This window comes from Arthrobacter sp. L77 (genome assembly GCF_000816565.1).
Classification (GTDB): Bacteria; Actinomycetota; Actinomycetes; order Actinomycetales; family Micrococcaceae; genus Arthrobacter_D; species Arthrobacter_D antioxidans.
In genome coordinates, this window is record NZ_JWSU01000008.1 from 163,307 (window position 1) to 189,563 (window position 26,257).

At 70.7% G+C, this 26,257-nt stretch carries 27 protein-coding genes and 1 riboswitch; of the genes, 12 read left to right on the top strand and 15 right to left on the bottom strand.

Going from position 1 to position 26,257, the window contains the following annotated elements; all coding sequences use genetic code 11:
- The first annotated feature begins 12 nt into the window (after positions 1-12).
- The 4 genes from RY94_RS15605 (at position 13) to ykgO (ending at position 3,931) form a co-directional block, all read left to right on the top strand.
- Positions 13-1,452 (top strand): formimidoylglutamate deiminase, encoded by a 1,440-nt coding sequence (locus RY94_RS15605; protein ID WP_082046435.1) that lies wholly within the window; start codon positions 13-15, stop codon positions 1,450-1,452.
- Positions 1,452-2,654 carry an imidazolonepropionase gene (hutI, locus tag RY94_RS15610; RefSeq protein WP_043447326.1) on the top strand — a complete coding sequence of 401 codons (1,203 nt, stop codon included), beginning with the start codon at positions 1,452-1,454 and terminating at the stop codon, positions 2,652-2,654. The genes RY94_RS15605 and hutI overlap by 1 nt, the downstream gene beginning before the upstream one ends.
- A gap of 798 nt (positions 2,655-3,452) precedes the next feature.
- The gene (locus RY94_RS18515) at positions 3,453-3,812 is read left to right on the top strand and encodes a GTP-binding protein (protein ID WP_231554584.1); all 360 of its coding nucleotides are present in this window, start codon (positions 3,453-3,455) and stop codon (positions 3,810-3,812) included.
- Positions 3,809-3,931 carry a type B 50S ribosomal protein L36 gene (ykgO, locus tag RY94_RS15620; RefSeq protein ID WP_043447329.1) on the top strand — a complete coding sequence of 41 codons (123 nt, stop codon included), beginning with the start codon at positions 3,809-3,811 and terminating at the stop codon, positions 3,929-3,931. The genes RY94_RS18515 and ykgO overlap by 4 nt, the downstream gene beginning before the upstream one ends.
- 300 nt (positions 3,932-4,231) lie before the next feature.
- Here ykgO and RY94_RS18520 read toward each other — a convergent pair whose 3' ends face one another.
- The 8 genes from RY94_RS18520 to RY94_RS17560 form a co-directional block, all read right to left on the bottom strand.
- Positions 4,232-4,639, bottom strand: a complete 408-nt coding sequence (locus RY94_RS18520; RefSeq protein WP_231554569.1) for a hypothetical protein — start codon at positions 4,637-4,639, stop codon at positions 4,232-4,234.
- Positions 4,636-4,878 (bottom strand): ArsR/SmtB family transcription factor, encoded by a 243-nt coding sequence (locus RY94_RS15630; protein WP_052274488.1) that lies wholly within the window; start codon positions 4,876-4,878, stop codon positions 4,636-4,638. Before RY94_RS15630 ends, RY94_RS18520 begins: the two co-directional genes overlap by 4 nt.
- A gap of 65 nt (positions 4,879-4,943) precedes the next feature.
- On the bottom strand, positions 4,944-6,746 hold the full coding sequence (locus tag RY94_RS15635) for an ABC transporter permease subunit (RefSeq protein WP_052274489.1): 1,803 nt from the start codon (positions 6,744-6,746) through the stop codon (positions 4,944-4,946).
- On the bottom strand, positions 6,743-8,269 hold the full coding sequence (locus RY94_RS15640) for an ABC transporter substrate-binding protein (protein ID WP_043447331.1): 1,527 nt from the start codon (positions 8,267-8,269) through the stop codon (positions 6,743-6,745). Before RY94_RS15640 ends, RY94_RS15635 begins: the two co-directional genes overlap by 4 nt.
- Positions 8,266-9,585, bottom strand: coding sequence for an MFS transporter (locus RY94_RS15645; protein WP_052274490.1), 1,320 nt, complete (start codon positions 9,583-9,585; stop codon positions 8,266-8,268). The genes RY94_RS15640 and RY94_RS15645 overlap by 4 nt, the downstream gene beginning before the upstream one ends.
- Before the next feature lie 31 nt (positions 9,586-9,616).
- Positions 9,617-10,426 (bottom strand): ABC transporter ATP-binding protein, encoded by an 810-nt coding sequence (locus RY94_RS15650; protein WP_082046439.1) that lies wholly within the window; start codon positions 10,424-10,426, stop codon positions 9,617-9,619.
- The gene (locus tag RY94_RS15655) at positions 10,423-11,196 is read right to left on the bottom strand and encodes an ATP-binding cassette domain-containing protein (RefSeq protein ID WP_043447336.1); all 774 of its coding nucleotides are present in this window, start codon (positions 11,194-11,196) and stop codon (positions 10,423-10,425) included. Before RY94_RS15655 ends, RY94_RS15650 begins: the two co-directional genes overlap by 4 nt.
- 359 nt (positions 11,197-11,555) lie before the next feature.
- A complete protein-coding gene (locus tag RY94_RS17560) occupies positions 11,556-11,840 on the bottom strand; it encodes a DUF1540 domain-containing protein (RefSeq protein WP_082046440.1) in 285 nt (94 codons plus the stop codon).
- 190 nt (positions 11,841-12,030) lie between these two features.
- On the opposite strand from RY94_RS17560, the gene RY94_RS15660 reads away from it, so the two are divergent.
- Positions 12,031-12,834 (top strand): CPBP family intramembrane glutamic endopeptidase, encoded by an 804-nt coding sequence (locus RY94_RS15660; protein ID WP_082046441.1) that lies wholly within the window; start codon positions 12,031-12,033, stop codon positions 12,832-12,834.
- A 6-nt stretch (positions 12,835-12,840) separates the two neighbouring features.
- Here RY94_RS15660 and RY94_RS15665 read toward each other — a convergent pair whose 3' ends face one another.
- Positions 12,841-13,482 carry a VOC family protein gene (locus tag RY94_RS15665; protein ID WP_043447339.1) on the bottom strand — a complete coding sequence of 214 codons (642 nt, stop codon included), beginning with the start codon at positions 13,480-13,482 and terminating at the stop codon, positions 12,841-12,843.
- 165 nt (positions 13,483-13,647) lie between these two features.
- Positions 13,648-13,764, top strand: a riboswitch (SAM riboswitch).
- Between the two features lie 80 nt (positions 13,765-13,844).
- On the opposite strand from RY94_RS15665, the gene RY94_RS15670 reads away from it, so the two are divergent.
- The 3 genes from RY94_RS15670 to RY94_RS15680 all read left to right on the top strand — a co-directional run bounded on the left by RY94_RS15670 (position 13,845) and on the right by RY94_RS15680 (position 16,666).
- The gene (locus tag RY94_RS15670; RefSeq protein ID WP_043447718.1) at positions 13,845-15,161 is read left to right on the top strand and encodes a bifunctional o-acetylhomoserine/o-acetylserine sulfhydrylase; all 1,317 of its coding nucleotides are present in this window, start codon (positions 13,845-13,847) and stop codon (positions 15,159-15,161) included.
- 6 nt (positions 15,162-15,167) lie between these two features.
- A complete protein-coding gene (gene metX / locus RY94_RS15675; RefSeq protein WP_231554570.1) occupies positions 15,168-16,310 on the top strand; it encodes a homoserine O-acetyltransferase MetX in 1,143 nt (380 codons plus the stop codon).
- Positions 16,311-16,423: 113 nt separating this feature from the next.
- A complete protein-coding gene (locus RY94_RS15680) occupies positions 16,424-16,666 on the top strand; it encodes a hypothetical protein (RefSeq protein WP_043447341.1) in 243 nt (80 codons plus the stop codon).
- A gap of 23 nt (positions 16,667-16,689) precedes the next feature.
- On the opposite strand, the gene RY94_RS15685 is transcribed toward RY94_RS15680, so the two are convergent.
- On the bottom strand, positions 16,690-17,508 hold the full coding sequence (locus tag RY94_RS15685) for an SGNH/GDSL hydrolase family protein (protein ID WP_043447724.1): 819 nt from the start codon (positions 17,506-17,508) through the stop codon (positions 16,690-16,692).
- Positions 17,509-17,645: 137 nt separating this feature from the next.
- On the opposite strand from RY94_RS15685, the gene RY94_RS15690 reads away from it, so the two are divergent.
- Positions 17,646-18,326 carry an alpha/beta hydrolase gene (locus RY94_RS15690; RefSeq protein ID WP_052274491.1) on the top strand — a complete coding sequence of 227 codons (681 nt, stop codon included), beginning with the start codon at positions 17,646-17,648 and terminating at the stop codon, positions 18,324-18,326.
- Positions 18,327-18,344: 18 nt separating this feature from the next.
- On the opposite strand, the gene RY94_RS15695 is transcribed toward RY94_RS15690, so the two are convergent.
- Positions 18,345-18,590 (bottom strand): RNA-binding S4 domain-containing protein, encoded by a 246-nt coding sequence (locus tag RY94_RS15695; RefSeq protein WP_082046468.1) that lies wholly within the window; start codon positions 18,588-18,590, stop codon positions 18,345-18,347.
- Between the two features lie 31 nt (positions 18,591-18,621).
- Here RY94_RS15695 and RY94_RS15700 point away from each other — a divergent pair, with 31 nt between their 5' ends.
- Entirely contained in the window at positions 18,622-19,608 is a 987-nt protein-coding gene (locus RY94_RS15700; protein WP_043447345.1) for a DMT family transporter, read from the top strand.
- A gap of 65 nt (positions 19,609-19,673) precedes the next feature.
- Here the strand turns inward: RY94_RS15700 and RY94_RS15705 are convergent, their stop codons facing one another.
- The gene (locus RY94_RS15705; protein WP_043447347.1) at positions 19,674-21,296 is read right to left on the bottom strand and encodes a M28 family peptidase; all 1,623 of its coding nucleotides are present in this window, start codon (positions 21,294-21,296) and stop codon (positions 19,674-19,676) included.
- A 277-nt stretch (positions 21,297-21,573) separates the two neighbouring features.
- Here RY94_RS15705 and RY94_RS15710 point away from each other — a divergent pair, with 277 nt between their 5' ends.
- Both RY94_RS15710 and RY94_RS15715 read left to right on the top strand, forming a co-directional pair.
- Positions 21,574-22,962, top strand: a complete 1,389-nt coding sequence (locus RY94_RS15710; protein ID WP_043447352.1) for a glycine--tRNA ligase — start codon at positions 21,574-21,576, stop codon at positions 22,960-22,962.
- The gene (locus RY94_RS15715; RefSeq protein WP_043447355.1) at positions 22,962-23,873 is read left to right on the top strand and encodes a GNAT family N-acetyltransferase; all 912 of its coding nucleotides are present in this window, start codon (positions 22,962-22,964) and stop codon (positions 23,871-23,873) included. The genes RY94_RS15710 and RY94_RS15715 overlap by 1 nt, the downstream gene beginning before the upstream one ends.
- Before the next feature lie 13 nt (positions 23,874-23,886).
- On the opposite strand, the gene RY94_RS15720 is transcribed toward RY94_RS15715, so the two are convergent.
- From RY94_RS15720 to RY94_RS15730, 3 genes are read right to left on the bottom strand one after another with little or no spacing between them, the layout of a single operon-like run.
- A complete protein-coding gene (locus RY94_RS15720) occupies positions 23,887-24,702 on the bottom strand; it encodes a lysophospholipid acyltransferase family protein (RefSeq protein WP_043447358.1) in 816 nt (271 codons plus the stop codon).
- Positions 24,703-24,704: 2 nt separating this feature from the next.
- Positions 24,705-25,370, bottom strand: coding sequence for a DUF1295 domain-containing protein (locus tag RY94_RS15725; protein WP_043447361.1), 666 nt, complete (start codon positions 25,368-25,370; stop codon positions 24,705-24,707).
- A gap of 37 nt (positions 25,371-25,407) precedes the next feature.
- On the bottom strand, positions 25,408-26,142 hold the full coding sequence (locus tag RY94_RS15730) for an alpha/beta hydrolase (RefSeq protein ID WP_156135216.1): 735 nt from the start codon (positions 26,140-26,142) through the stop codon (positions 25,408-25,410).
- Positions 26,143-26,257: the final 115 nt, after the last annotated feature.

A 26,257-nucleotide genomic window follows, 5' to 3' on the forward strand; every position in this document is an offset into this window, starting at 1 on the left:
GGGCCCTCTCCCGTGAGCGGCGTCTGGTGCGAGCACGCGTGGCTGGAGGCCGAGGGTATCGCGGACGCGGTGCGGATCGAGGCCGACGCCGACGGGCTGGTGGTGGGCGTGCTGCCCGGTGTCCCCGCGCGGGAGGGCGACGTCGTCCTCCGTGGCGTGGCGTTCCCCGCCGCCGCCAACGCGCACTCGCATGCGTTCCACCGCGCGCTGCGCGGGCGCACCCATGGCACGGTGGGCGGCGGGACCTTCTGGACCTGGCGGGAGACGATGTACCGTGCGGCGGACGCCCTCACGCCCGCGCTGTACGAGGAGCTCGCCACCGCGGTGTACGCCGAGATGGTGGTGGCGGGATGGACGAGTGTCGCCGAGTTCCACTACGTCCACCACCGCCCCGACGGCACGCCGTACGGGCAGGGAGCCGACAGCCACGACCACGACGACGGGCCGCACGCCATGGAACTGGCCCTCGCCCGGGCCGCGGCGCGGGCCGGCATCCGCCTGACGCTGCTCGACACGTGCTACCTCGCCGGCGGCTTCGGGACGCCCCTCGAAGCACGCCAGCGACGCTTCTCCGACGGGACCGCGGAGCGCTGGCTCGCACGGCTCGGCTCCCTGCGCACCGCGATCTCCTCCCACCACCCCGCACACCGGGTCACGGTCGGGGCGGCGATCCACTCCGTCCGCGCGGTGCCGGAGGAGGATCTCGCCGTGATCGCGCGACACCTGCCGCCGGGGCTGCCCCTGCACGTCCACCTGTCCGAGCAGCCCGCCGAGAACGAGGACTGTCTCCGGGCGACCGGCTGCACCCCGACGGCCCTGCTCCACCGGCACGGGCTCGTGACCGACCGCCTGTCGGCCGTCCACGCCACCCATGTCACCGAACGCGACATCGCCACCCTGGCGGACGCCGGAGCGGTGATCGTGCTCTGCCCCACCACGGAGGCGGATCTCGCCGACGGACTGGGCCCGGCCGGCGACTTCCACGAGGCCGGAGCGCAGCTCGCCCTCGGCACCGACCAGCACGCCGTCGTCGACCCCTGGCTCGAGATGCGGGCCCTCGAGCACGGCGAGCGCCTGCGCACCGGCCGGCGGGGCCACTTCGACCCGGAACGCCTGCACGGGATCGCGTCCCTCGGCGGCGCACGATCGCAGGGACGCCCGGGGGCGGGCTTCAGCCCGGGCCTGGCGGCCGACTACATGGCCGTGGACCCGCACACGGCCCGGACCGCCGGATCCTCCTGGGAGCAGCTCGCCTACACGGCGACGGCGCAGGACGTCACGGGCGTCGTCGTCGGCGGAGTCCTGACGGCGCGGGACGGCCTCCACGCGACGCTCGGCGACCCCGGGCCCCTGCTGGCCGCCGCCATCGGCCGCCTCGACGCCGCCGCGAACGCACGGAACGAGCCCGGGAGCCCCGCGGCACGGTACACGCAGCCCTGGGAGCGGCACTGATGTCCGTCCTCGTCACCAACATCGGTGAGCTCATGACGCAGGACGCCGACGGCGCCGTCCTGCGGGACGCCGCCCTGGTCCTCGAGGGGGAGCGGATCAGCTGGATCGGACCGGCCGGCCGGGCTCCCGCGGCGGACGAGGCGTACGACGCCGGGGGGCGCGCCGGGCTGCCCGGCTGGGTCGACAGCCACACGCACCTCGTGTTCGCCGGTGACCGGACCGCCGAGTTCGAGGCCCGGATGGCGGGGGAGGCGTACGCCGCGGGCGGTATCGCGGTCACCGTGGAGGCCACGCGCGCCGCCGGGGACTACGACCTCACGCGGCTCCTGCTGGCCCGCGTCGCCGAGGCCGCCGCGGGCGGCACCACGTACCTCGAGACGAAGACGGGGTACGGGCTCGACGTCGCGCAGGAGGCGCGCGGTGCCCGGATCGCGGCAGGCGTGGTGGACGAGGTCACCTTCCTCGGCGCGCACCTCGTGCCGGCGGGGGAGGACGCCGACGACTACACGGACCTCGTCTGCGGGCCGATGCTCGACGCCGTCCGGCCCTCCGTGCGCTGGGCCGACGTCTTCTGCGAGACCGGCGCCTTCACCCCCGACCAGTCACGCCGCGTCCTCGCGGCCTGCGCCGCCGCGGGCCTCGGCCTGCGCGTGCACGGCAACCAGCTCGGCCCGGGCGCCGGCGTGGCGCTCGCCGTCGAGTTCGGCGCCGCCAGCGTCGACCACGTGAACCACCTCTCCGACGACGACGTCGACGCGCTCGCGGGCACCTGGTCGGGATCCGGTACGGACGACGCGCCGGGTACCGTCGCCACGTGCCTGCCCGCCTGCGACCTCTCCACGCGCCAGCCGTTCGCGCCCGCGCGGCGGCTGCTCGACGCCGGGGCCCGGATCGCCCTGGCGAGCAACTGCAATCCCGGCACCTCCTACACGAGCTCCATGGCCTTCTGCGTCGCCACCGCCGTCCTGCAGATGGGGCTGACCGTCCACGAGGCGGTCCGCGCGGCGACCCATGGCGGAGCCGTGGCGCTGCGGCGCCACACGGGATGCGACGCCGACGGCCTCCGCGCCGTCGGGTCCCTCGCCGTCGGGCACCGTGCGGACCTGCAGCTGCTGAACGCGCCGTCGGCCACGCACCTGGCCTACCGGCCCGGGATGCCGCTCGTCCACGCCGTCTGGCGGGCGGGGGTGCGCGTCCGGTAGGAGGGTGGGAGCGGGTGACTCCCACCGGCTTCATGTTTGAGAACGATTCTCATATAGTGGGGGCATGCATCCCATCCTCGTCACCTCCCTCGATGGGCTCAGCCGCAACAGCGCGGCGTTCTCCCTGGCAGGACGCTCCTCGGGCACGCCTGTCGTCCTGCATGATCTGCTCGACGCCGGAGTGGTGGTGCGCCGCGTGCATGGCGCTGACCGGCTCGTCGAGCGGGAGTCGATGGTCCTGGAGCACGGCTGCCTGAGCTGCACGGTGCGGTTCGACCTTGCGCCGATGCTCCTGCAACTGGCCGAGGACGGTGCAACCCGTGTGATCGTGGGCCTGCCCCCGGGGACGACCGCCGAGGACGCGATCGAGGGCCTGCGCACGGTGGCCCCACGGGCCTTCACCGTGGACACGATTGCCCTGACAGTGCGTCTGGAGGACCTGGAGGACCAGCTGTGGGACCATCACACGCTCTTCGAATCCGGCTACACGGCGATGCCGGAGGACTCCCGCACGCCGGGTGAGTTCCTCATCGGGGAGTTCCTCTTCGCCGACACCGTCGTCACCATCACGAACGACCACCTGCCGAGCGATCCGACCCTGTGGGATCGCGGCCTGCACCTCATCGGCGAAGTCGCCCCACACGCGACGATCGTCCACGTCGGAGGGAACGTTGATCCCGACGGCGCGGCGCGCCCGCTCGGCGCCCGGAGCGCTGTGACTGCGCTGGGCATGCACGACCTCGCGGGGGCGCACGCTCGCAGCCTTCCCGGGACCATCCTGGCCCCCGCGACGTCACCCTGGAGTACCGGGTCGCCCGACCGCTCCATCCCGAACGCTTCCGCACCGCCCTTGGCTCCATCTCGCAGGGCTGCTGCTTCGTCCGCGGGAACGTCTGGATCGCGGGAGTGGACGCGCGCATCGCGGTGCACGGGGTGGGCCCGCGGATCTCCCTCGGCACCGAAGGGGCCTGGAACGCGGGTCCGCGGCACGGCGAGTGGTGTACGGGTACGCACCTGGCCCTCACCGGCGACGACCTCGACGACGACATCATGACCCTGCTGGATGCCTGTGCGCTCACGGACGAGGAGCTGCGTCTGGCGACGGCGCACCGCCCGGGCAGGACACGTCGAAGCACCACCACAGAAGGAGCACCATGAAGGTACGCAATTCCCTCCACGCCCTCAAGAAGATCCCCGGGGCGCAGATCGTCCGGCGTCGCGGCAGGACGTTCATCATCAACAAGAAGAATCCCCGCATGAAAGCCCGCCAGGGCTAGGGCTGGTGGTCCGGCATGACACGGGGAACCGGCACGTTGTTCGGAACCGATGAGGTCGACCGGCCGAGTGCACCGCAGGACGCCTCGGAGACCGGCACGCCCGCCGGTGTCGTCGTTGCCCTCTGTGCGGGTCACCGGTGTGCTGCCCTGACCAGAACGAGCGGTGACGGCCGTCTCGCGGCTGCCGTCGCGCGTTCCTCAGGGGGTGTGTTGATTTCTGCACCGTGCCTGCAGCAGTGCGCGCAAGGAGCCGTTGCCGCCGTCGCGATCCGCACCTCAGGCAGCGACCTGACGGGACCGTCAGTGTGGTTGGGTGGCATCGAAGCTGCCGGACACCTGCGGACACTCGGGGCTTGGGTGGAACAGTGGCGACCCATCGCGGGTCAGGACAACGCCCTGCCCAAAGACCTCTCCGGTACGGTGCTCGGCGTCGGCCCACCGGTCCGCCTGGCGCCGCCGAGCGATCCATAGCCCTCGCCCCTGGAGGATGTGCGAAGAATCGAGGACCGCTCGTTCGATCCGCAACGGTTCTAGCCCATCCTGTCGCTCGCCTCGGTGCTCGTCGTAGTGGTCCTCGTGTTCGGCGTGGCGGTGGCCGTCGTGCAGGTAGTCGGTGTGGTCGCCGTGCTGCATGGTCTCGTGGCTGCAGTCGGCGGTGCCGTGCCGGTGCTCGTCGAGGGTGTGCCCGGCCTTGATCTCGGTGCTCATGCTGGTCTCCTCGGCGCGTAGATCGCTTCGCGTCCCGACCTGCTGACGGTGACGAGGTTCATGCACCGCAGCACCCGCAGGTGCTGCGACACCAGAGGCTGGGACAGCGCAGTTGCCTCCACGAGTGAACCCACAGAGCCCGCACCGCCGGCAAGGGACGTCAGGATCCTCAACCGGGATACCGTGCTGAGCGCCCTGAACAGCTCCGCTACTTTCTCGAGCTGAGCGTCATCCGCCATACCGATACATGAACAGGCATGCATGCGACCATGCAGGTAGGAAAAGCGTCCTCTGAACCGGTGGGTCACCGGGGTCGGGCTGCGACGGGTGCGCCGTCCTCGATGGCCGTCCTCTTCAGGCGGCGTGGGATTGCGGGGAGGGTGAGTCCGGACGCCGAGACGGCCAGGACGGACGCGAGGACCAGGGCTGAGGCTGGAGCGAAAACGGTCCAGGGGGCGCGTTCGACGTAGGCCATGCCTTCGGCGAGCACCAGGCCCCAGTCGGGACTCGGCGGGTTGGCGCCGAGTCCGAGGAAGCCCAGTGCTGCCAGGGCGAGTGCGGTTCCGGGGAGGCGCAGCATGGCGTGCCGGACCAGGGGCCCGATGATGTGCGGGAGGATGTGCCGGAGCAGGATCCGGGCCCGCCCGACGCCGAGGACCGGCAGGACGGTGACGAAGGGCAGGCTGCGGGCCTGCAGGGTCAGGGCGGAGGTGTGCGCTGCCAGGGGCGCCCAGCTCACCAGGGCGACAGCGAGGGCGGCGCCCCCAATGGATGCGCCGGAGATCGCGGCGACGATGATCCCGGTGATGACGGGCGGGGCGGCGTTGGCGACCTCGAGTGGACCGGCTCCCAGGCGCGGCAGGGAGCCGATCAGGACGCCGATCAGCAGGGACACGAGGACGACGACGAGGGCGGTCCCCACGGTGGTCACGGTCCCGTGTCCTACGCGGGCGAGCAGATCGCGGCCGCTGGCATCGGCCCCGAACGGTAGATCCCAGCTCGGCGGTGCGAGCCGCGGGTCAGCTGAGGCGAACGGGTCGCGGAGGACACCGGCGATGGTGATGAGCCCGAGCAGTGTCGCTGCCCCCAGGGGTACGGCGAGGTCCCGTCGGTGGAAGACGGGAGGGACGACGGCGACGGGGATCACGCCCAGCCGTCCGGCCGGGCCGAGGAGCGCCGTGCGGATCAGTGCCGCGCCGATGCCGGCCATGATCGCCAGGACGAGGAGGGCGAGGACGCCGGCCTGCAGCACGGGGATGTCCTGCGACGTGGCGGCACCGAGGGTGGCCCGGCCGATTCCGGGGATGGCGAAGACCCGCTCGACGGCGACCGCCCCGCCGGTGAGCCCGACGACGACCAGGGCCGCCTGGCTGGAGACCGTCGGCAACGCCCGCCGCAGAAGACCGACAGCGATCTGGCGGCGGGTAAGACCAGCCGACAACCACGCGGACACCCACTGTTCATCGCCGGCGGAGCTGATGGCGTCGGCCAGGAGTTTGCCCATCAGCCCGCCGGCCGGTAAGCCCAGGGCGAAGGACGGCAGGATCGCGTAGTGCAGTCCCAGCCACCCCGACGGCGGGAACCAGCCCAACCAGACCGCGCCGATGACCAGGAACAGGGAGGCCAGCAGGAAATCGGGCAGGGAGGTCGCCGTCGTGGCGAGGAGCCCTGCCCCTCGCCGCCGCTCACCGCGGGAGCCGCGCAGGAGTGAGGGCAGCGCGAACAACCCGGCAATCAGCAGTGCCACGACACCGGCGCAGATCATGAGCGTCACGGACACAGCGAGGGCTGTGAGGGTTCCTGGCAGAACCGGGGAGGTGGAAATCCAGGATCGGCCGAAGTCCCCGGTGAGGATCCCGGCGCACCAGTCGAGGAAGACCAGGATCGGGCCCCGGTCCAGGCCGAGTTCGGCCCGGACCATCGCCAGCGATTCAGGCGTTGCTTCCAGGTCGGCGTATCGGGCCCGAAGGACCGTGTACTCAGGGCTCTGCCCGGAGAGCCAGGGCAGCATCCCGATCACCATAACGACGGCCAGCAGGGCCCCCGCCCGGGACAGGCCTATCAGGACGGCACTGGCCGGAAATGCCGTGGTGGGGAACCGTGTCACTGCTCGACGCGGGTGTCGCCGGTCACCAGGGACCGCTCCCTAGGGTCCCGGGCCGCGCCGTCCACGCCTGCGGCCTCGCCCTGGATGACGCGCTCGTGCAGCATCGGGATCGCCGCGTCCCGGGCGAGGATCTCCGCCTCGGCGGCGATGATCGCCTGCCGCCGTTCGGCGCCCGCCGGGATGGCGGCGGCCTTCTGCAGGGCTTCGTCGACGGCCGGGTCGCAGAACTGCGAGACATTGAAGGACCCTTCGCAGGCGAAGTCGCTGTACATGTAGGCCACGGGATCCCCGGAGTCGAGGACCGTGGCCCGGGACAGGATGAACGCGTCGAACGCGCCGTCCAGGGCGTCGGCCTCGATGAACTGGTACTCGCGTACGTCCTGCTCGACGACGAAGCCGGCGGCTTCGAGCTGCTGCTCGAGCTGCACGGCGACCTCGGGGAGCTCGGCGCGGTCCGTGAACGTGCCCAGGCTGATCCGCACCCCGTCGACCGGTGCCGGCTCGGGCCGGTCCTCGAGGATCTCTTGGTAGTCGACGTCGCGTTCCTCCGCGGCCCAGGGCAGGGCGGGCCCGAGGAGTCCTTCGGCGACATCCGCGCGGCCCTCGTACACGGTCGCGACAATGGTCGCCCGGTCGATGGCCTCCCGAGCCGCGGCACGCACGGCGGGGTCCGCGAACGGGCCCGATTGCGTGTTCAGGTACAGGGTGTTCGTGCGCGGCATCGGTACCTCGAAGACCAGGTCCTCGTCGATCTGGGCGACCTGGCTGACCGGGATGGACTCGACGACGTCAGCGGTACCTGCGCGCAGGGCTGCGGCACGCGCCGTGCCGTCCGGCACGAACTGGACGTCGATGCCGGACGAGGCAGCGGGTTCCCCCCAATAGTCCTCGTTGCGGTCCAGGGTCGCACTCGAGGTGCCGTCCAGCGCGGTCAGGACGAACGGACCGGTGCCGGTACCACGCGAATCGACCATGTCGCCGTCGTAGGCGCTGGCGGCCAGGATGGAGAGCTGGGGGCTGGACATGCGCTGCGGCACGAGCGGGTCCTCGACCGCCGTTGTGACGGTCACCGTCATCTCATCGGTGGCCGCAGCGGTCAGGTCGACGCCGTCCAGGATCCGCGGGGTGGGGGATGCGCCCGCGGCCGCGGTCAGGGACCGGGCGACGTCCTCGGCGGTCAGCGGGGTGCCGTCGTGGAAGCTCACCCCGTCGCGGACGGTGAACGTCCACTCCGTCGGAGCGGTCTGTTCCCACTCCGACGCCAGGGAGGGCTGGGCCTCTCCCAGGTCATCGAGGATGACGAGCGTCTCGGCTGCAGACCAGCGCGAGAGTTTGAAGGCGTCGTCACTCAATGGTGTGAGGCCCGAGCGGGGTGGCTGCATATGGACGATGGAGATACGGCTGCCATCTGTCTCTTCCGTAGCAGGGGCCGATTCGGAGGACCCCGTCGAGAAGCAGCTCGTCAGGGCGAGGCAACTGATGGTCGAGACAGCGAACAGGGCGAGGGAGGGGCGGCGGGTCATGACTGAACCTTCTGATCGGGAACGGGCGGAAGAACGGGCGGAGAGACGGGCGAAAGAACGGGACGTTGAGGACGTCCGGGAGGAACGGGATGCTCGGAGGTGGCGGGGAGGAAGCGGGGAAGCAGTGTCGCGCTGACGAGGGCCACGAGGATGAGGAGCACCCAACTGGAGGTGCTGCCGAGGGTGTCGCGGAGGAGACCGGTCAGGCCGTTGCCCGTCAGCACGGCGATGCCACCGCAGCTGGCGAGGAGGCCGTAGTAGGCGCCCAAGGGCTGGTGGTTTGCGAACCGGTGGACCTGCTGCATGCCGGCGGGTCCGACGAGCATGTGCCCCAAGGCGAGAAGGGTGACGAGGGCGACCGGTCCGGTCAGCACGGGAAGCCCCGGCAGAAGATGCAGTCCCGTACTTCCGAGGAGGACGATCGACGCGAATCCCGCCGCGATGCAGATGAAGCCGGTGCGCAGAGCAGCGGCCGGGCCGAGGCGGGTGGCCAGGGCGGACATCGGCAGCTGCAGCGCGATGGTCAGGACCGAGGCGACAGCGAACAGGATGGCCAGCGACCCGACGCCAGAATCACCCTGGCCGAGTTCGAGCGGGAGGGCGAAGTACAGCTGGTTGTAGGCCAGCAGGTTCACGCCGAACAGTGCGGCGAAGCAGACGAACCGGCGATCCTGCAGGCAGGCGAAGGCACCGCGTATCCCTGAGTTAGCAGGCCCAGGCTTGGGTTCGGCACCGTTCCCGGTCGAGTCGGCGTGGTGTGGCAGGAGGAGCCATAGCGCCATGCCGACGATGAGGAAGAGGCCCCCGGCCGATACTGCGACCACCGGAAAACCGAACGGTAGAAGACCAAGGCCGATGAGGGGCCCGGCGACAGCGCCGACCTCCCCGAACAGCACGAGCCAGGCGAACACGTTTCGCTGCGGGGTGCCGTGTCCTCCGCTGTCTGTCGTGGTTGCTGAGGTGCGGGCACGATCGAGTGTGCCGACGAGTCCTTCGATGGCCGGTGAGAAGAAAGCACCGCCGACACCGGTGAGCACGGCGCTGAGCAGGAAGGGCCAGAAGCTGTCGGAGGCCGCGAGCCCGAAGTATCCGGCGGCGCGAAGGATGCAGCCGGTGAGGATGCTGCGGCGTGGCCCCCAATGGTCGGCGATGACCCCGCAGAGGAGGAACATGCCCTGCTGGCTGAAGGTCCGCGCACCCAGGACGAGGCCGACCGCCGCGGCACCAAGACCGAGGTCCTCGCTCATGACGAGGGCAAGGAAGGGGACGACCGCGTAGAAGCCGATGTTGAACACCAGCTGGGTGGGCAGGAGCAAGGATACCGAGGCGGAGTTCCTCGGAGGAGTGCTACCGGTCATCGAGCGACAGCCCCCGGGACAGTCGTGCGGCATTGAGTTCGCGGGCCGCCTCGTGCTGCGGATCGTTCAGGATCCGCTCGGTGGGTCCTTCTTCCACGATCCGGCCGTCGGCGAGGACCGCGGTCCTGGCGCACACGGCGGCGATCGCGTCGAGGTCGTGGGAGACGAACAGCAGCCCCATCCCCTGATCGCGGATCAGCATCTGCAGGACCTCGAGCACCTGATTGCGTAACGGCAGGTCCAGCCCGCTCACCGGCTCGTCCGCGAGGATGATCATCGGGGAGACCACAAGGGCGCGGGCGACCGCCACACGCTGGTTCTGCCCGCCGGACAGTTCGGAGGGCCTCTTCCCGGAAGCCGCCGCAGGAAGTTCCACCCGGGACAGTGCGTCGCGGATCCGGGTGGAGTGGTGGCCGTCGACGCCGAGGCAGACCAGGGGTTCACGCAGGAGCTGGTCGACGGTCATCCTGGGATCGAGACTGCTCGCGGGATCTTGGGGTACGTACTGCACCTGTTGCCGGTACCAGCGGAGCGACGTCGGCGACCCGGGCCGGATAACTCGATCCTGCAGGGTCACCGACCCCGAGTCCGGTGCCTCCAGGGCCAACAGTGTGCGCAGTAGCGTCGATTTACCGGAACCGGAGCTGCCAACAAGTCCCATGCTGCTGCCGCTGGAAACCTGCAGCGACACCCCATGAAGGACCTCCGTCGCCGCACTCCTGCGGAAGGCCCGCCCGGGCCGCGACAGTGAGAGCCGTAGATCCCGTGCCATGAGAGTCGCGGTAGGAGTGGAAGTCATGCGGCCGTGATGCTTTCCCCGCCGGGCGCAGGCCGTGCGGACTGCATCAGCGCACGTGCGCGCGGATACGCGGTACTGCCGGCGAGGTCGACGAAGGAACCCTCACCGACGACCACCCCGTCGTCGATGACCACTGCCCGCGAACACAGGGAAGCGGCCGCCGCGACGTCATGGGTGATGAGCAGGATGCCGGTGCCGGCTTGAGCTGCTGTCCGTAACGCCGAGAGCACGAGCTGCTGTGACACGACGTCGAGAGCCGTCGTCGGTTCATCCGCAACCAGGAACGAGGCACGACAGGCCAGCGCCTGAACGATGCAGACGCGTTGCCGCTGTCCCCCGGAGAGCTCCATCGGGAAGCTTCGCAGGATGCGCAGCGGGTCAGCGAAACCGACATCCTCGAGCATCGACGCAACCCGACCGGTCGCCGCTTCCCGGGTTGTGGCGGCACCCGATCGAAGGAGAACGGGTACGAGTTGCCGATCGATCCGCACCAGCGGATGAAGAGCAGTCAGGGAGTCCTGACGCACGGCGGCCACCTCCGGGCGGAGCCTCGTGGCAAGACGAACGTCCCGACCATGGATCACCAGACGACCAGTAACGTGTGCGCTTCCCGGGAGGGATCCCGTGATGGCCGCGGCAGTCATCGACTTGCCCGACCCGGAAGCCCCGATCAAGGCCGCTGCTTCACCAGGAGCAACCGCCAGGGTTACATCCCTGATGACCCCCCGGTCCCCGATGCGCACCGACAGGCCACTGAGGTTGAGACCCACACCACACCGACCCTCCCATTATTGATTACCATTGTCACTAACGGTAACGACATGAGCATGGTTCTCAAAACGGTGACGGTTCTTCGAGCCGGGTGGCGTCCTGCCTCCGAAGCCAGCGACCAGCCCGTATGCGGCCACCGCATCGACGGCAGGAGGAATCCCACCTGGTGCGGGCTCGTGTCTGGATGGGCACGGTAGGCGAAGCGGGTGCGGCCATCGGACAATTCCTGCGGGACAGGCGCAAGGGGGTTAGGCACGCCGCCGCAGTGATGGAACTGACTGGGCCGGCCGCGGGCTGCCCCTGGGAGGTGAACCGCCTGATGCCGATTCCGCTGAGTGTCGCTGGATCGTGATTCGCGCTACCGGTGGATGTAGGTGAGGCAGTCAGCGTTGTCGGGTCCTGGGCCAACGCGGACTTCGGGTGCGTTGCACATCAGATGATCGTTGTGGGTGCATTCGGTGCGCTGGCACGCTCCGACGCCGGCCAGGACCTTGGGCAGGCCGCCGTGGACACCGATGTCGATGAAGGTGGCGCACGCCGCGTGGTCCTCTTCTCCGCCTACTGTGATGGCGGCTGCATTGCAATGGGAATGGTCGTTGAAGGAACAGCTGGCGACACTGCATTCTGCAACTTGTGTGCTCATGACAAAGGTCCTCCCTGGTTCAGCTGCCCGGCCGGGCAGCATCCTGCGTCCACGGTAGGCCTGAGGGAGGCGATCAAAAAGACCCAATCGGGTGACGTAATCCGCGGCTCCGGGTGGCGCATCTCTATCCCCTGACCGACGACGACGGGATCGGGGGACAGGCTGTCCTTCCCGCTGGCAGGATAGCGTCATGACTGCCGAGTCCTCGTCCTCCACCGCCCCGTCCGCAGCGGACGACCCCGCGGGTCCTACCTCGCGGCGACGCATCACCGCCGAACTGCTGATCGTCTTCGGGCTCTCGCTCGGGCAGTCCGGCGTGTACGCCGTCGTCAGCCTGGCGGACAAACTGACACGAGGACCCCTCGCCGGCCAGACCACCACCCTGAACCCGGTGCTCAACGAGCGTGAATACTTCGACCTCGCCTACCAGCTCCTGGACATCCTCTTCGCGCTGATGCCCGTGGCCCTCGTCCTGTTCCTGCTCAGCGGGCCCGGCGTCTCGGCCGTCCGGCGCCTCGGCCTCACCTTCGAGCAGCCGCTGCGCACCATCGGCGTCGGGGTGGGCCTCGCCGCGATCATCGCCGTCGGCACGCTCGGGGTGTACACGGGGGGCCGCGCGCTCGGGATCACGACGGCGCTCGTGCCGGCCGCGCTCGACGACTACTGGTGGACCATCCCGGTGCTCGTCCTCTCCGCGCTCCGGCACGCGGTGCTCGAGGAGGTCATCGTGGTGGGCTACCTGTTCATCCGCCTGCGCGACCTCGGCTGGTCCACGCCCGCGATCATCATCACGAGCGCCCTCATCCGCGGCAGCTACCACCTCTACCAGGGGTTCGGCCCGTTCATCGGGAACGTCCTGATGGGCCTGCTGTTCGCCTGGTTCTACACCCGGACGCGGCGGGTCATGCCGCTCGTGATCGCCCACGCGCTCATCGACATCACGGGGTTCGTCGGCTACGCGCTGCTCGGGCCCGCCCTGGGGATCGGCGGCTGAGCGGGCTCAGATCTCCACGCGCCCGTTGTCGGTCTCGAACGTCACCGACATGACACCGGGCGTCCCGTTGGGGGCGATCCACTGGACCTGCACGTCGTCGAGCGTCTTCTCGACGTCCGTCCCCAGCCAGTCCGTCACGCGCTCCGACGAGCCGGCGATGGTGAGGCACTCCAGCTTCACCGAGGCGGCCCGCGCCTTCGAGGGATGGAGGTCCTCCGTGCCGTCGTCCCAGCGGAGGAGATAGGGGACCTGGGGGTCCGCGATGAGCCCCTTGATGCCGATCTGCTGCCAGGTGAGCTCCTGGCCGTCCGGGAACTTCCGGTTGCCGGGTACGGCGCTGCGCCCGAGGCGCTCCTCGAACGGTGCCAGATCGTCGACGGCCACGCACCAGCCCATCCAGCCGCCGCCGGCTTCGGAGCGGGCGCGGACGGCCTGACCGAACGGGGCCTTGTCCGACGCCGGGTGGTTCAGCACCTCGACGACCTCCAGGTACTGGCCGTTGACCAGGGGGAAAATCATGTTGCGGGTGCCGAAGCGGGGGTGCACACCACCCTTCACCGGCTCCACGCCGAGCTTGGCCGAGATTCGATCGGCCGTCGCGGCAAGTCCATCGGGTTCGCAGGCATAAGATACATGGTCCAGGCGCATGCGGCTATCTTGGCACTAAGTGATCTGGGTCTCGACTAAGGGTTGCCTTACTCCCTGGGCGTGTCGGGGGAGAGGATCGGGACCGGGTCGGGAGCGCTCCCGCGGGCGGCTTCACGGAGGGTCACACGGTTGCCGGATCCGCCCGGATCGGCTTACATGAATGCAGGTCATGAGTGCCAGCACACAGCCCCGGCTTGCTGGCCGGCAACCCTCCAACCGCGGTGGGGTGCCCCGGGTGAAGACCAGGTCCGGCGTCCCATCGGCGCCGTTCAAGCGCGGGCTCCTGCGGGGTCCGGTCTCCCGGAGCGGTGTCCACCGACCGGAGCATCGGACAGGCGGAGCCCTTGATCAGAGGGAGCACCATGTCCACCGATTGGTCCTTTGAAACACGCCAGATCCATGCCGGCCAGGTGCCGGATGCCGTCACGGGGGCGCGGGCGCTCCCCATCTACCAGACCACCTCGTTCGTCTTCCCGAGCGCGGACAGCGCCGCGAACCGGTTCGCCCTGTCGGAGCTGGCACCCATCTACACGCGCATCGGCAACCCCACCCAGGAGGTCGTCGAGACCCGCATCGCGAGCCTCGAAGGGGGCGTCGGTGCCCTGCTGCTGGCCTCCGGCCAGGCCGCGGAGACCTTCGCGGTCCTCAACATCGCGGAGGCGGGGGACCACATCGTGGCCAGCCCCAGCCTCTACGGCGGCACCTACAACCTGTTCAAGCACACGCTGAAGAAGTTCGGGATCGAGACCACGTTCGTCGAGGACCCCGACGACCTCGGGCAGTGGCGCGCGGCGGTCCGGCCGAACACCAAGCTCTTCTTCGGCGAGGTCGTCTCCAACCCCCGGCAGGACGTCCTCGACCTCGAGGGCATCAGTGCCGTCGCGCACGAGCACGGCATCCCCCTGATCGTCGACAACACGCTGTCCACGCCGTACCTGATCCGACCCATCGAGTGGGGTGCGGACATCGTGGTGCACTCGGCCACCAAGTACCTCGGCGGCCACGGCAACGCCATCGCCGGGGTCATCGTGGACTCGGGCAACTTCGACTTCGCGCAGGACCCCGAACGGTTCCCCGGGTTCAACACGCCGGACGAGAGCTACCAGGGGCTCGTCTACGCCCGCGATCTCGGGGTGGGCAGCCCGCTCGGCGCGAACCTCGCCTACATCCTCAAGGCCCGCGTCCAGCTGCTCCGCGACCTCGGCTCGGCCGTCTCCCCGTTCAACGCCTTCCTCATCGCGCAGGGACTCGAGACCCTCAGCCTGCGCATCGAACGCCACGTGCAGAACGCACAGGCCGTCGCCGAGTGGCTGGAGGGGCACGACGGCGTCGAGCGCGTCACCTACGCGGGCCTGGCCTCGAGTCCCTGGTACGAGCGCGGGAGGAAGTACGGGCCCGACGGCACGGGGGCGATCGTGAGCTTCGACATCGCCGGGGGGCTGGAGGCGGGGAAGCGCTTCGTCGACGGCCTCGAACTGCACTCGCACGTCGCGAACGTGGGCGACGTGCGCTCGCTGGTCATCCACCCCGCGTCGACGACGCACAGCCAGCTCGGGGCGGAGGCCCAGCTCACTGCGGGCGTGCGACCCGGCCTGGTGCGGCTGTCCGTCGGCCTCGAGAACATCACCGACATCCTCGCCGATCTGGATGCGGGCTTCCGCGCCGCCAAGGGGGCCTGACCGTTCGTGACCACATACCCTCCTGCTCCGCTGCCCGACTGGACCCACGACGCACCGCCGCACGGGGACGGGCTGCTCCGTTTCGCGTCGGTCGGCCCGCTGGTCCTCGAGACCGGGGGTGAGCTGCCCGACGTCCAGCTCGCGTTCGAGACCTGGGGCCGGCTGGACCGGGACGGCTCCAACGCCGTCCTCGTGCAGCACGCCCTGACCGGCAGCTCGCACGTGGCGCGCGGCGCCTCGGAGGAGGAGGGCTGGTGGGACTCCCTCGTGGGCCCCGGCCGCACGGTGGACACCGACCGCTACTTCGTGGTGTCCGTCAACATGCTGGGAGGCTGCTACGGCTCGACGGGGCCGTCCAGCCTCGCACCCGACGGCGAACCGTGGGGTGCACGGTTCCCGTTCGTCACCATCCGCGACGCCGTCCGCGCGGAGAGCCTGCTCGCCGACCAGCTCGGCATCGACCGCTGGCACTCCGTGCTCGGCGGGTCGATGGGCGGCGCCCGGGCCCTCGAATGGGCACTGATGTTCCCCCGGCGCGTGGAGCGGTGTGCCGTCATCGCCTGCACTGCCGCCAGCTCGGCCGAACAGATAGCGTTCGCCCAGGCGCAGCTGCAGGCCATCCGGCTCGATCCCGCCTACCGCGGCGGCGACTACTACGACGGCCCGCAGCCGGAGGCGGGCCTCGGCATCGCCCGGCGGATCGCGCACATCACCTATCGCGCGGAGCAGGAACTGGAAGCACGTTTCGGTCGTGCGGAGCAGGACGCCGAGCAGCCCCTCGGGGCCGTCCTGCCCGCCGGCCGGGGCCGCTACCGGGTGGAGAGCTACCTCGACCACCAGGCGGACAAGCTCGTGGACCGGTTCGACGCCAACAGCTACGTGATCCTCACCGAGGCGCTCATGAGCCACGACGCGGCGCGCGACCGCGGGAGCCTCGAGGACGTGCTGGGGACGGCGACGTCGGAGTTCTTCATCGCCGCAGTGGACACCGACCGGCTGTACTTCCCCTGGCAGTCGCATCGGCTCGCGGCCGGCCTGCCCGGCGAGGTCCCCGTCCACATGATCTCCTCGCCGATGGGCCACGACGCCTTCCTCACCCAGATCCACCAGCTCGACGACCAGCTCCGATCGGCTTTCTACGACCGGTAGCCGATGCCGCCGGTGAGCACCTAGGGTGGAAGTAAGCCTGCTTAGGAAGTGGTGGCGGGCGCGGCCGGGGCGACGTCACCGGCCGATCGATCTGCGATGAAGAGGAGCTGTTCATGGAACTGAGCACCATCGGCTGGAACCAGGAAGCCCGCGACAAGATCCTGCTCGACGCCGACCGCGCGCTGCAGGGCGCGGTGAAGGAGGCAGCGGAGACCATGGACGGGAAGTCCCGCGACGAGGTCTACGAGTTCCTCTTCCAGAAACTGCAGCCGCAGTTCGTCGACTTCAAGCCCGGGCCGGACCTCAGCGCCTGCGCCGACGCCGTGGCCAACGGCGAGGTCGCGCTCGACGGCTGAACGCCGGCGGGCGCCGACCGGAGCTAGTCCGCGGCGCCCGGCGGCATGCCCGGGCCGAAGATGGGCCCGGGCTCGGGACGCTTCGCGATCACGCCGTCGCCGGAGGACTGGTGCCGGAGCCGCCGCAGGACCCAGGGCATGAGGTGTTCGCGCGCCCAGACGAGGTCCTCGCTCCGCGCCGCCCGCCAGCTCCGCGCCGGCAGGTCCTTGGGCTGCAGCGGCAGCAGGGTGTGCCGCACGGCGAGGGTGTCGAGCACCATGGCGGCAATGGTGTGGTGGCCGAGGGGGGAGAAGTGCAGCCGGTCCGCGGACCACATCTGCGGGTTGGTGAGCTGGCGGAGCGCCCACATGTCGGCGATGACCGCTTCGTGCCGGGCGGCGATCGTCCGGAGGTTCTCGTTGTAGATGGCGGTCTTCGACCGCACGCTCCCGAGGACCGTCTCGCGGACGTCGGGGCCCGTGACCAGGACGACCGTCGCGCCCGAAGCGCCCAGCGTCCCGACCACCGGGTCGAGCTTCTCGGCGAGCAGGTCGGGATCGCCGCCGCGGCGCAGGAGGTCGTTGCCGCCGGCCGAGATGGTGACGAGGTCCGGGCGGAGAGCCAGGCCCGCCTCCACCTGCTGGTCGATGATCTGCTGCAGCAGGCGCCCCCGCACCGCGAGGTTCGCGTAGGCGAAGTCCGCCTGGCCGCGCGCCAGCTCCTCGGCCGTCCTGTCCGCCCAGCCGCGGTTGCCCCCGATGCTCTCCGGGTTGGGGTCGCCGATGCCCTCGGTGAAGGAATCTCCGAGCGCCACGTACCGGTGCCACGGATGCGGGTCGGGGTGGAGGCCGGGGTCGACCATCGGGCCGTCCGGAACGGGTGCGGCGTCGGGGGGCAGCGGGGTCTCGGCGTTGGAAGGGGTCACCGGGCCATTCTGCAACGGGCGCCCTTCGTGCGCCAGCGAGCGGCCCCGCGGGAAGAGGTGGAAGGATGGGATGCATGACTGAACCTGCCACCGGCACTGCCGCGCCCTCCACCGACGCCCCGACCCCGGTGGTCCTGTGGTCGAAGCCGGAATCCGAGCGCGGGGGTACGCCCCTGCTCGTCCTGTTCCACGGCTACATGGCCGACGAGCAGGACCTCATGGGCCTCGCCGACCACCTGCCCGCAGATTTCACCGTGGCGTCCGTCCGCGCGCCCCTGCCGGCGGGACCGGGCTACTCCTGGTTCCCGCTCTCCCGCGAGCTCGACTACTCCGTGGAGCGCGTCGTCGAGAGTGTCACGGCGGTGTCCGGCTGGCTCGACTCCGTCCGCGGGAACCACTCCGGCGTCAGCCTCCTCGGCTTCTCCCAGGGCATGGCGGTCGCGACGTCGCTCCTGCGGCACCGGCCCACGGACTTCGCATGCGTCGTCGGGCTCTCGGGGTTCACCGTGCCGTCGGAGGGCCATGCGTTCTTCCGTGACGACGACGCCGCAGCCTCGCCCGTGCAGTTCTTCTGGGGACGCGACCAGGAGGACCAGGTCATCACGCCGGAGCTGATCGAGGTCACGCATGCCTGGCTGGTGAAGCACACGAAGCTGACGAAGATCCTCTACCCGAACATGTTCCACGGCATCAACCAGCAGGAACTCGCGCACGTCCGGGAGTTCCTCACCATGACGGTCCTCGGACGCCGCTGACCCCGCCGGGCGGTCGGCTCACGCCCGGGCGCGGCTGATCCGGATCTGCACGCCGTTGACGCTGACGGTGTCCCCGGCGTGCAGCTGCCGGCCGCGGCGCTCCTCGATCTCGCCGTTCACCTGCACGAGCCCGTTGTCGATCAGCGTCTTGGCCTCGACGCCGTCCTCCGCGAGCGAGGCGAGCTTCAGCGCCTGCCCGAGCCGGATCATGTCGTCGCGGATGGGCAGTTCAGCGGTGCCTGCGTCGTCGGTCATGCATCCCATCATGCCGGATGCGCCGCACTAGGCTGTACGGGTGTCTGATGCCCCCGCGCTGCCCCCTGCCCTCGGCTTCCCGCTCGCCCTCGCCGCCGGCCTCGCGATTCCCGTCCAGGGCAGGATCAACGGCGCCCTCGGCACGGTGCTCGACGACGGCATCGCCGCGGCGCTGATCAGCTTCGGGACGGGACTCGTCATCATGACCGCCCTCACGCTCGCGCTGCCGAGCGCGCGGGCGGGAGCACTGCAGATCATCCCGTCCGTCAGGGAACGGCGGTTCCCGCCCTTCTACATCGCAGCCGGGGCCATCGGGGCGTTCTTCGTGTTCTCCCAGTCGCTGACCATCGGGATCCTCGGCGTCGCCCTCTTCACGGTGGCGACCGTCATGGGCCAGTCCCTCAGCGGGCTCCTCGTCGACAAGGCCGGGATCGGCCCCGGCGGCAGACGTGCCGCCACACCCATGCGGGTGATCGGCGTCGTGCTGACGGTCCTGTCCGTCATCTGGGCGGTGTCCCCGCGGTTCGGGGCCGCCGGCGAGGTCTCGGCCTGGCTGGTCCCGGTCCTGCTGCCCGTCGCGGCAGGCGTGCTCATGAGCTTCCAGCAGGCCATGAACGGGACGGCGGCACTCCACTACGGCACCCCGCTCGCCGCCACCCTCATGAACTTCATCGCGGGCACCGTGGTCCTGCTGTCGGCCTGGCTGATCAAGATCGCCCTCGCGGGGCCCGGCAATCCGCTGCCCACCGAGTGGTGGTACTACCTCGGCGGGCCCATGGGATGCATCTTCATCGCGCTGGGTGCGCTGCTGGTGCGCAGCCTCGGTGTCCTGCTCACGGGGCTGTGCATGATCGGCGGCCAGCTCGTGGGATCGCTCCTCCTGGATCTCGTGGTTCCCGCGCCCGGCACCATCGTGGTGTTCGCCACGGTGGCCGGCACGCTCCTGACCCTCGCGGCGATCATCCTCACGACGCTGCCCTGGCCGCGGCGCGCCCGCGCCCGGGCCCGGCGACCGGTATCCGGGTAAGGGCTCCGGCACACAGCAGGGGCCGGTCCCGGAGGGCCGGCCCCTGCTGTTCGAAGCGGTCCCGGCTAGCGGTCCGCGACCTCGTGGTCGTGGTCGTGCTCCGGGTGGAGCCCGCCGCCACTCTCGGTGCCGCCGCCGAGGGGGTTGCCCTCGAAGCGGTCCTTCGTGCCCTTGCCCTTCGCCGGGGCGCCGGCGCCGTTCACCTCGACAGTGCTCATGGCATAGCTGATCGTGAGGTGGGCGACGGCGTCGCTCAGCTGGTCGAGGGCCTCGATGCTGAGGTTGTTGGTGTCGTCACACGCCGCGTGGTAGCAGGCGTCATAGGGAGCGCCCGCTTCGCCGCCGAAGAGCTCTGCCTGCTCGGCGGTCTTGATGCCCTCGGCACCCGTGAACAGCCCGCCGGCCGGGATGCCCTCGGCGATGAAGGGCCCGTAGTCGCTGCGGCCGCTGAACGCGGTCTCACCGGAGGCCAGCCCCACCGAGGCGAAGTAGTCGTGGAAGTCCTGCTCGATCTGCCCGGAGCCTGCGGGCCCCGCTGCGGCGCCCGGGCCGACGGGGAAGGCCGAGTTGTCGCCGTCGTACACGAAGCGCCCGAAGTTCGGCGAGCCGATCATGTCGAAGTTGAGGTACAGGCCCACGGAGTCCAGCTGGTCCTTCGCGACGAGATCGGCCACGTAGTGCTCGGCGCCGAGCAGGCCTTCCTCCTCCGCGCCCCACCAGGCGAAGCGGACCTTGTTCGCGGGCTTGACCTTGCTCATGCCCTCGGCCACGGCGAGGATGCCCGCGCTGCCCGTCCCGTTGTCGTTGATGCCCGGGCCGGCGAGGACGCTGTCCAGGTGCGCCCCGACCATCACGACGTTGTCCGGGTTGCCGGTGGCCGTCTCGGCGATCACGTTGTACGTCTCGCGGTTCTCCGAGACGGTGTCCACCACCACGCTGCCGGTCACGCCGTCGCCGATCAGGTCGGTGCCGGCGGCGAAGCTCGCCCCGACCACCGGGATGCCCACGAGGTCCGGCGCGCCGAGCGTCCCGGCCACGGGACCGGTGTTCGCCCCCACCCCGGTGTTGAAGATGATGACGGCGCTGGCGCCCGCCGCCTCGGCGTTGGCGGCCTTGACCGCGAAGGTGCAGCTGCCGCGCTGGACGAGGGCGATGGCCTTGTCCGGGAACCCGACGAAGTCGGAGGCCTCGCAGCCGCTGGTGCCGGTCGCGCTCGCCGTGCCCGTCGTGTCGACGGCCTTGATGACCCCCGACGCCGCACCGGCGCCGGAGAAGGTCATGGTCGCCACGTCGTCGGGGCCGTAGGTGACGCCGTCGGGCGTGGTCTGTGCCAGCACGGCGGGGCTGAGCTCCGCGAAGTACGGGAAGGTGAAGGGCTGGACGGTGGGCTTGTAGCCCGCCGCGGTCAGCTTGCCCACGATGTAGTCGACCGAGTCGGAGTAGCCCTCGGTGCCGGAGGCCCGGGTGTCACCGTTGGCTTCGGCGATGGCGTCCAGGGCGGTGAGGTGACCCACCACCTTCTCCACCGTGACTGCGGTCCGGAGCTTCTTGGAGGAGTTGTTGTTGCTGTTGTCGAAGGTCGGGGCGGCATTGGCCGCGAAGCTGCCGCCGGCCACGAGGGCAACAGTGCCCGCGAGGGCCAGCGCCGAGCGCCCGAGGCGGGAGCGCGGCGGTAGGGACAGGGTCATGGGATTCCTCAGGGTGCGAGCGCCCGGTCGGTCCGGACTGACGTGACATGGATCACACGTCACATTGGTCCCAACTTAGGAACACAGGGGCGCCGCGTCAAGGACCGGCGGGCCCCGGGATGCGGGTCGCCGGGCGGAACGGGCCCCGGCCGCGCGGGACGGACCCGGTAGGCTGGCGGATAGCCTCCGCGCCCGTCCACCGGGCCGGATCACCCGATCCACGCGACCCCCACCAGCGGACCGCACCCAGCGGCCTGCCCAGAACTGGAGACACACCATGGCAGCAGCCAAGTCAGCACTCGACCCCATCATCTCGCTCGCCAAGCGGCGCGGCTTCGTATTCCAGTCGGGGGAGATCTACGGCGGTTCACGGTCTGCCTGGGATTACGGGCCCCTCGGCGCGGAGTTCAAGGAGAACATCAAGCGGCAGTGGTGGCAGACGATGGTGCGCGGCCGCGAGGACGTCGTCGGGCTCGATTCCGCCGTCATCCTGCCCCGCCAGGTCTGGGAGGCCTCAGGGCACGTCGAGGTCTTCAGCGACCCGCTGGTCGAGTGCCTCTCCTGCCACAAGCGGTACAGGGCCGACCACCTCGAGGAGGAGTACGAGGAGAAGAAGGGCCGCGCCCCGGAGAACGGGCTGAAGGACGTCACCTGCGCGAACTGCGGCACGCGGGGCCAGTGGACCGAGCCGCAGGAGTTCTCCGGACTCCTGAAGACCTTCCTCGGCCCCGTGGCCTCCGAGGAGGGCATGCACTACCTCCGCCCGGAGACCGCGCAGGGCATCTTCGTGAACTTCAACAACGTGCTCACCACGGCGCGCAAGAAGCCGCCGTTCGGGATCGGGCAGATCGGCAAGAGCTTCCGCAACGAGATCACGCCGGGCAACTTCATCTTCCGCACGCGGGAGTTCGAGCAGATGGAGATGGAGTTCTTCGTCGAGCCGGGCACCGACGAGGAGTGGCACCGGTACTGGATCGACCAGCGGTTCTCCTGGTACACCGACCTCGGCATCAAGGCCGACAACCTGCGCCTCTTCGAGCACCCGCTGGAGAAGCTGAGCCACTACTCCAAGGGCACCACGGACATCGAGTACCGCTTCGGGTTCTCCGGTTCCGAGTGGGGCGAGCTCGAGGGCATCGCGAACCGCACCGACTTCGACCTGTCCACGCACTCCAAGCACTCGGGCACCGATCTCGGCTACTTCAACCAGGCCACCAACGAGCGCTACACGCCGTACGTGATCGAGCCCGCCGCCGGCCTGACCCGCTCGTTCATGGCGTTCCTCGTGGACTCGTACACCGAGGACGAGGCACCCAACGCGAAGGGCGGCGTGGACAAGCGCACCGTGCTGAAGCTGGATCCGCGCCTCGCCCCCGTCAAGGCCGCCGTCCTGCCGCTCAGCCGCAACGAGGACCTCTCCCCGAAGGCCAAGGACCTCGCGGCGCAGCTGCGGAAGTCCTGGAACATCGAGTTCGACGACGCCGGGGCCATCGGCCGCCGCTACCGCCGCCAGGACGAGATCGGCACGCCGTTCTGCATCACGGTGGACTTCGAGACCCTCGACGACCAGGCCGTCACCATCCGCGAGCGCGACAGCATGACCCAGGAGCGCGTGTCCCTCGACAAGGTGCAGGGCTACCTCGCCGAGCGCCTGATCGGCGCCTGATGGCCCTGGACTACCGTGCCTGGCAGGACGGGGACGACCTCGAGCTGATCCAGCTCTGGGGAGGCCCCGAATCGGCGGCCGCCGAGCAGTTCCGCGGCTCGTTCCGCCCGCCGTCGGACAGCCCCTGGAACCGCTGCATCACCGCGGTGGACCAGGGCGTCCCCGTGGCGGCCGGCTGCGTGTACGGGGCGGCGCTCCACCCGGACCGGCTCTGGTGCTACATCGAGGTCGCCGAGGACCACCGGCGTGCCGGTGTCGGGTCGACGCTCCTCACGATGCTGCAGCACGAGGCCGCGGCGTCGCCGTCGGGCGTCACCGTCCTGCGGTCGAAGGTGTCGCCCGGGACCACCGGCGCGGCGTTCGCCGAGGCCACCGGGTTCGGCACCCTGCAGCGTTCGCGGCTCGTCGTCGTCGGGCCCGGGGCCCTCGCGGCGCCCGCCTTCGACGACGCGGCCGGGCCGCAGCTCGAGGAGGCGGCCACCGGGTCCGTGGAGCTCACGCGGGCCCTCGCGGCCTTCTACGAGTCGGTCCACGCCTGGGACCGGGCGGACCTCAGTCTGGGCCGCGCCCAGCAGCTGTTCCTCGGCGATGCGAGCGGCGCCGGGGGAGCGATCGTGCTGCGGGACCGGCCGAAGGCCGACGGCGGGGCCATCGCGGCCTTCGCGGTCAGCTACACGCAGGCGCGCTCCGACGACCCGGCGGACGTGCTGCTCGGCTACGACACGACCCTGCCCCCGCAGGAGCAGCAGGCTGCCGTCGCCACCCTCATCGCGATGCTCGTGCACCAGTACCCCATCCAGCTGGAGGTCGACGACGCCATGGAGGCGCTGGCCGCCGTCGTCGACCCCCTGCTGGCCACGGGCGCGGCACGGCTCGCCGGGCCGGAGACGCTGGTCGTCGCGACGGGCTGAGGCCGACGGCGCGTCAGCCGCGGTCGTGCCGTCCGGCCTCCAGGTCCGCGAGGTCCGCGGCCTCCCGCTCGGTCACGGTCATGGCCCCGCCGCCGAGGTGCGCGGGCATCCACCAGGCGCCGGCCTCCGGGGTCACCGGGAAGTCGGCGATGCACGTCTCGATGCCGTCCTGGAGCTCCCGGCGGAGCTTCTCCGTCTCCTCGGCGACGTCGAGCCCCGGCGCGTGGCGGATGGCGGGGCTGATGTGGACGCGGACGGGGGACCTCCACGCGCGCCGCAGGGAGAAGCCGTGGCCGCGGGTCAGCAGCCGGTGGGAACCCCAGACGGAGACCGGGATCACGGGGACGCCGGCCTCGGCGGCGAGCCGTACCGCGCCGGTCTTGAGCGCGCGGACGGTGTAGCTGCGGGACACCCCGGCCTCGGGGAGGATCGCCACGTACTCGCCGGCCCGCAGCTTCGCGAGGGCGTCGTCGTATGCCGCCGCACCCGCCTTCCGGTCCGTGACGACGTGCCCGAGGCCGAAGACGAACGGGCTGACGAACCAGTGCTCCGCCGCGCGTCGGGAGATCATGTAGCGCGCCTGGATGCGGGCGTGGTTCCACAGGACGAGTTCCGCGAAGGCGAAGTCCAGGTAGCCGAAGTGCGTGATGACGACGACGGCGCCGTGCCCGGGCACGGCGCGGCGCGACCGCCCGTTCAGGGGGTCCGACGCGGGCAGGTTCTCCGTCCCGGTGACCGTGACCGGCAGGCGCAGCGCCGCGAACGCGGTCTTTCCCGCATACACGACGAACCGGTACATGCGGTCGCTCTGCCGCGGCTTCCATCCCATGCTCAGATCCTTCTTCCTGCCCTCGGTGGTCGCGGGAAGAACCCGCTGGTGCTCTCTATGTACTCTTTGTACCCCGGCCGGGCGGACATCCGCTGCTCGGTCAGGGGTTTTCCGGTCTTCGCGGCGAGGGTCCAGCCCATGAGGGCGGGGGAGAGGACGGTCAGCACCCCGGGCCAGGAGTCGGCGGCCACGAGGAAGAGCCCCGTCCAGACCAGGGCGTCGCCGAAATAGTCCGGGTGCCGCGTGGACCGCCACAGGCCGGTGTCGAGCACCGTCCCGCGGCGCGACGGGTCGTTCCTGAAGGAGGCCAGCTGCTGGTCGCCCACGGCCTCGAAGAACAGGCCCGCGGCCCAGACCGGGAGCATGTCCTCGTACCGGGGGTCCTCCTCGCCGCCGCGGCCGCGCCGGCCGATGAACGCGGCGAGCCGGAGGCTCCAGACCATCACGAGGACCAGCACGAGGATCCGCCGTCCGTCGTCGCCCTCGCCCGCCGAGGCCAGGAACACGACGACGGCGATTCCGACGAACCCGAGGCCCCACGCGACGTCGATGACGGCGTGGCGTCGCTGCGCGGTCGCCACGGCGAAGGTGAGCGCCATCAGCAGGACGACGGCGACGATCGAGAGGCCGACGCCGCCGAGGACGGAGGAGAGGGGGAAGCCGGTCATGGGCACCTCCGGGGGGACCGCGGATGGGGGGAGGGGGTCAGGCGGTGATGTCGAGCGGATCGCCGGCGCGGAAGAGCGGGGCGGACCGCTCGAGGACGCGGCGCTCGATCACGGCACCGGTGTCCTCGGCGAAGCGGCCGAGGAGGAACGAGGTGCTCATGCCGTGCCAGACCGGCACCGTGCGGAACATGAAATGGCCGGCGCCGAGCATCCGTACGTAGCGCACGTCCGCCGCCACCGGCTTGGCCCGGCGGGCGAAGGCGAGCGACGCCGTCGGGCTCGTCCACCGGTCGGTGTCCCCGTGCATGATCAGGAGGCTGCGGCCGCGGACCGGCTCGACGGGGCTCGAGGGCGCCAGCCACGGCGCGAGGGCCGCGACGGCGCGGACCTGCGGGTGCCCCGCGGCGGAGAGCGCCGTCAGCCCGCCCATCGAGTGGCCGAGGAGGTAGACCGGCACGTCCGGGTGTTCCACGCTGATCCGCCCCAGCGCCCACCGGGCGTCCTGGAGGGCCGACCGGTCCTCCCCGTTCCACCCGCGGACCCGGTTGCGCAGCGTCCAGACCGCGAGTCCCTGCCCGCCGCCGCCGGAGGCCAGGCGCGCGGCGAAGGGGCGCATCCGGAGGGGGCTGAGGTGCGTGGGCCGCACCGCGTCGTAGCTGTCCGCCCGGCCGCCGTGCAGGACGAGCGCCACGCCGCGCACCTCCGACGCCGCACCGCCGATCGAGAGCACGGGATCCCTGTCCCGTGCCGGGGGTGTTGCCTTCGCTGCCACGTGCCACCTCTCTCCGCCCCGGACGGGGCTGCCTCTGCCCGGGGCGGGCTCCCTGCGTAGAATCGCAGACGGTGCCCGGCGCACCTGTCACCGCACCATCCAACCAGCCCGACCA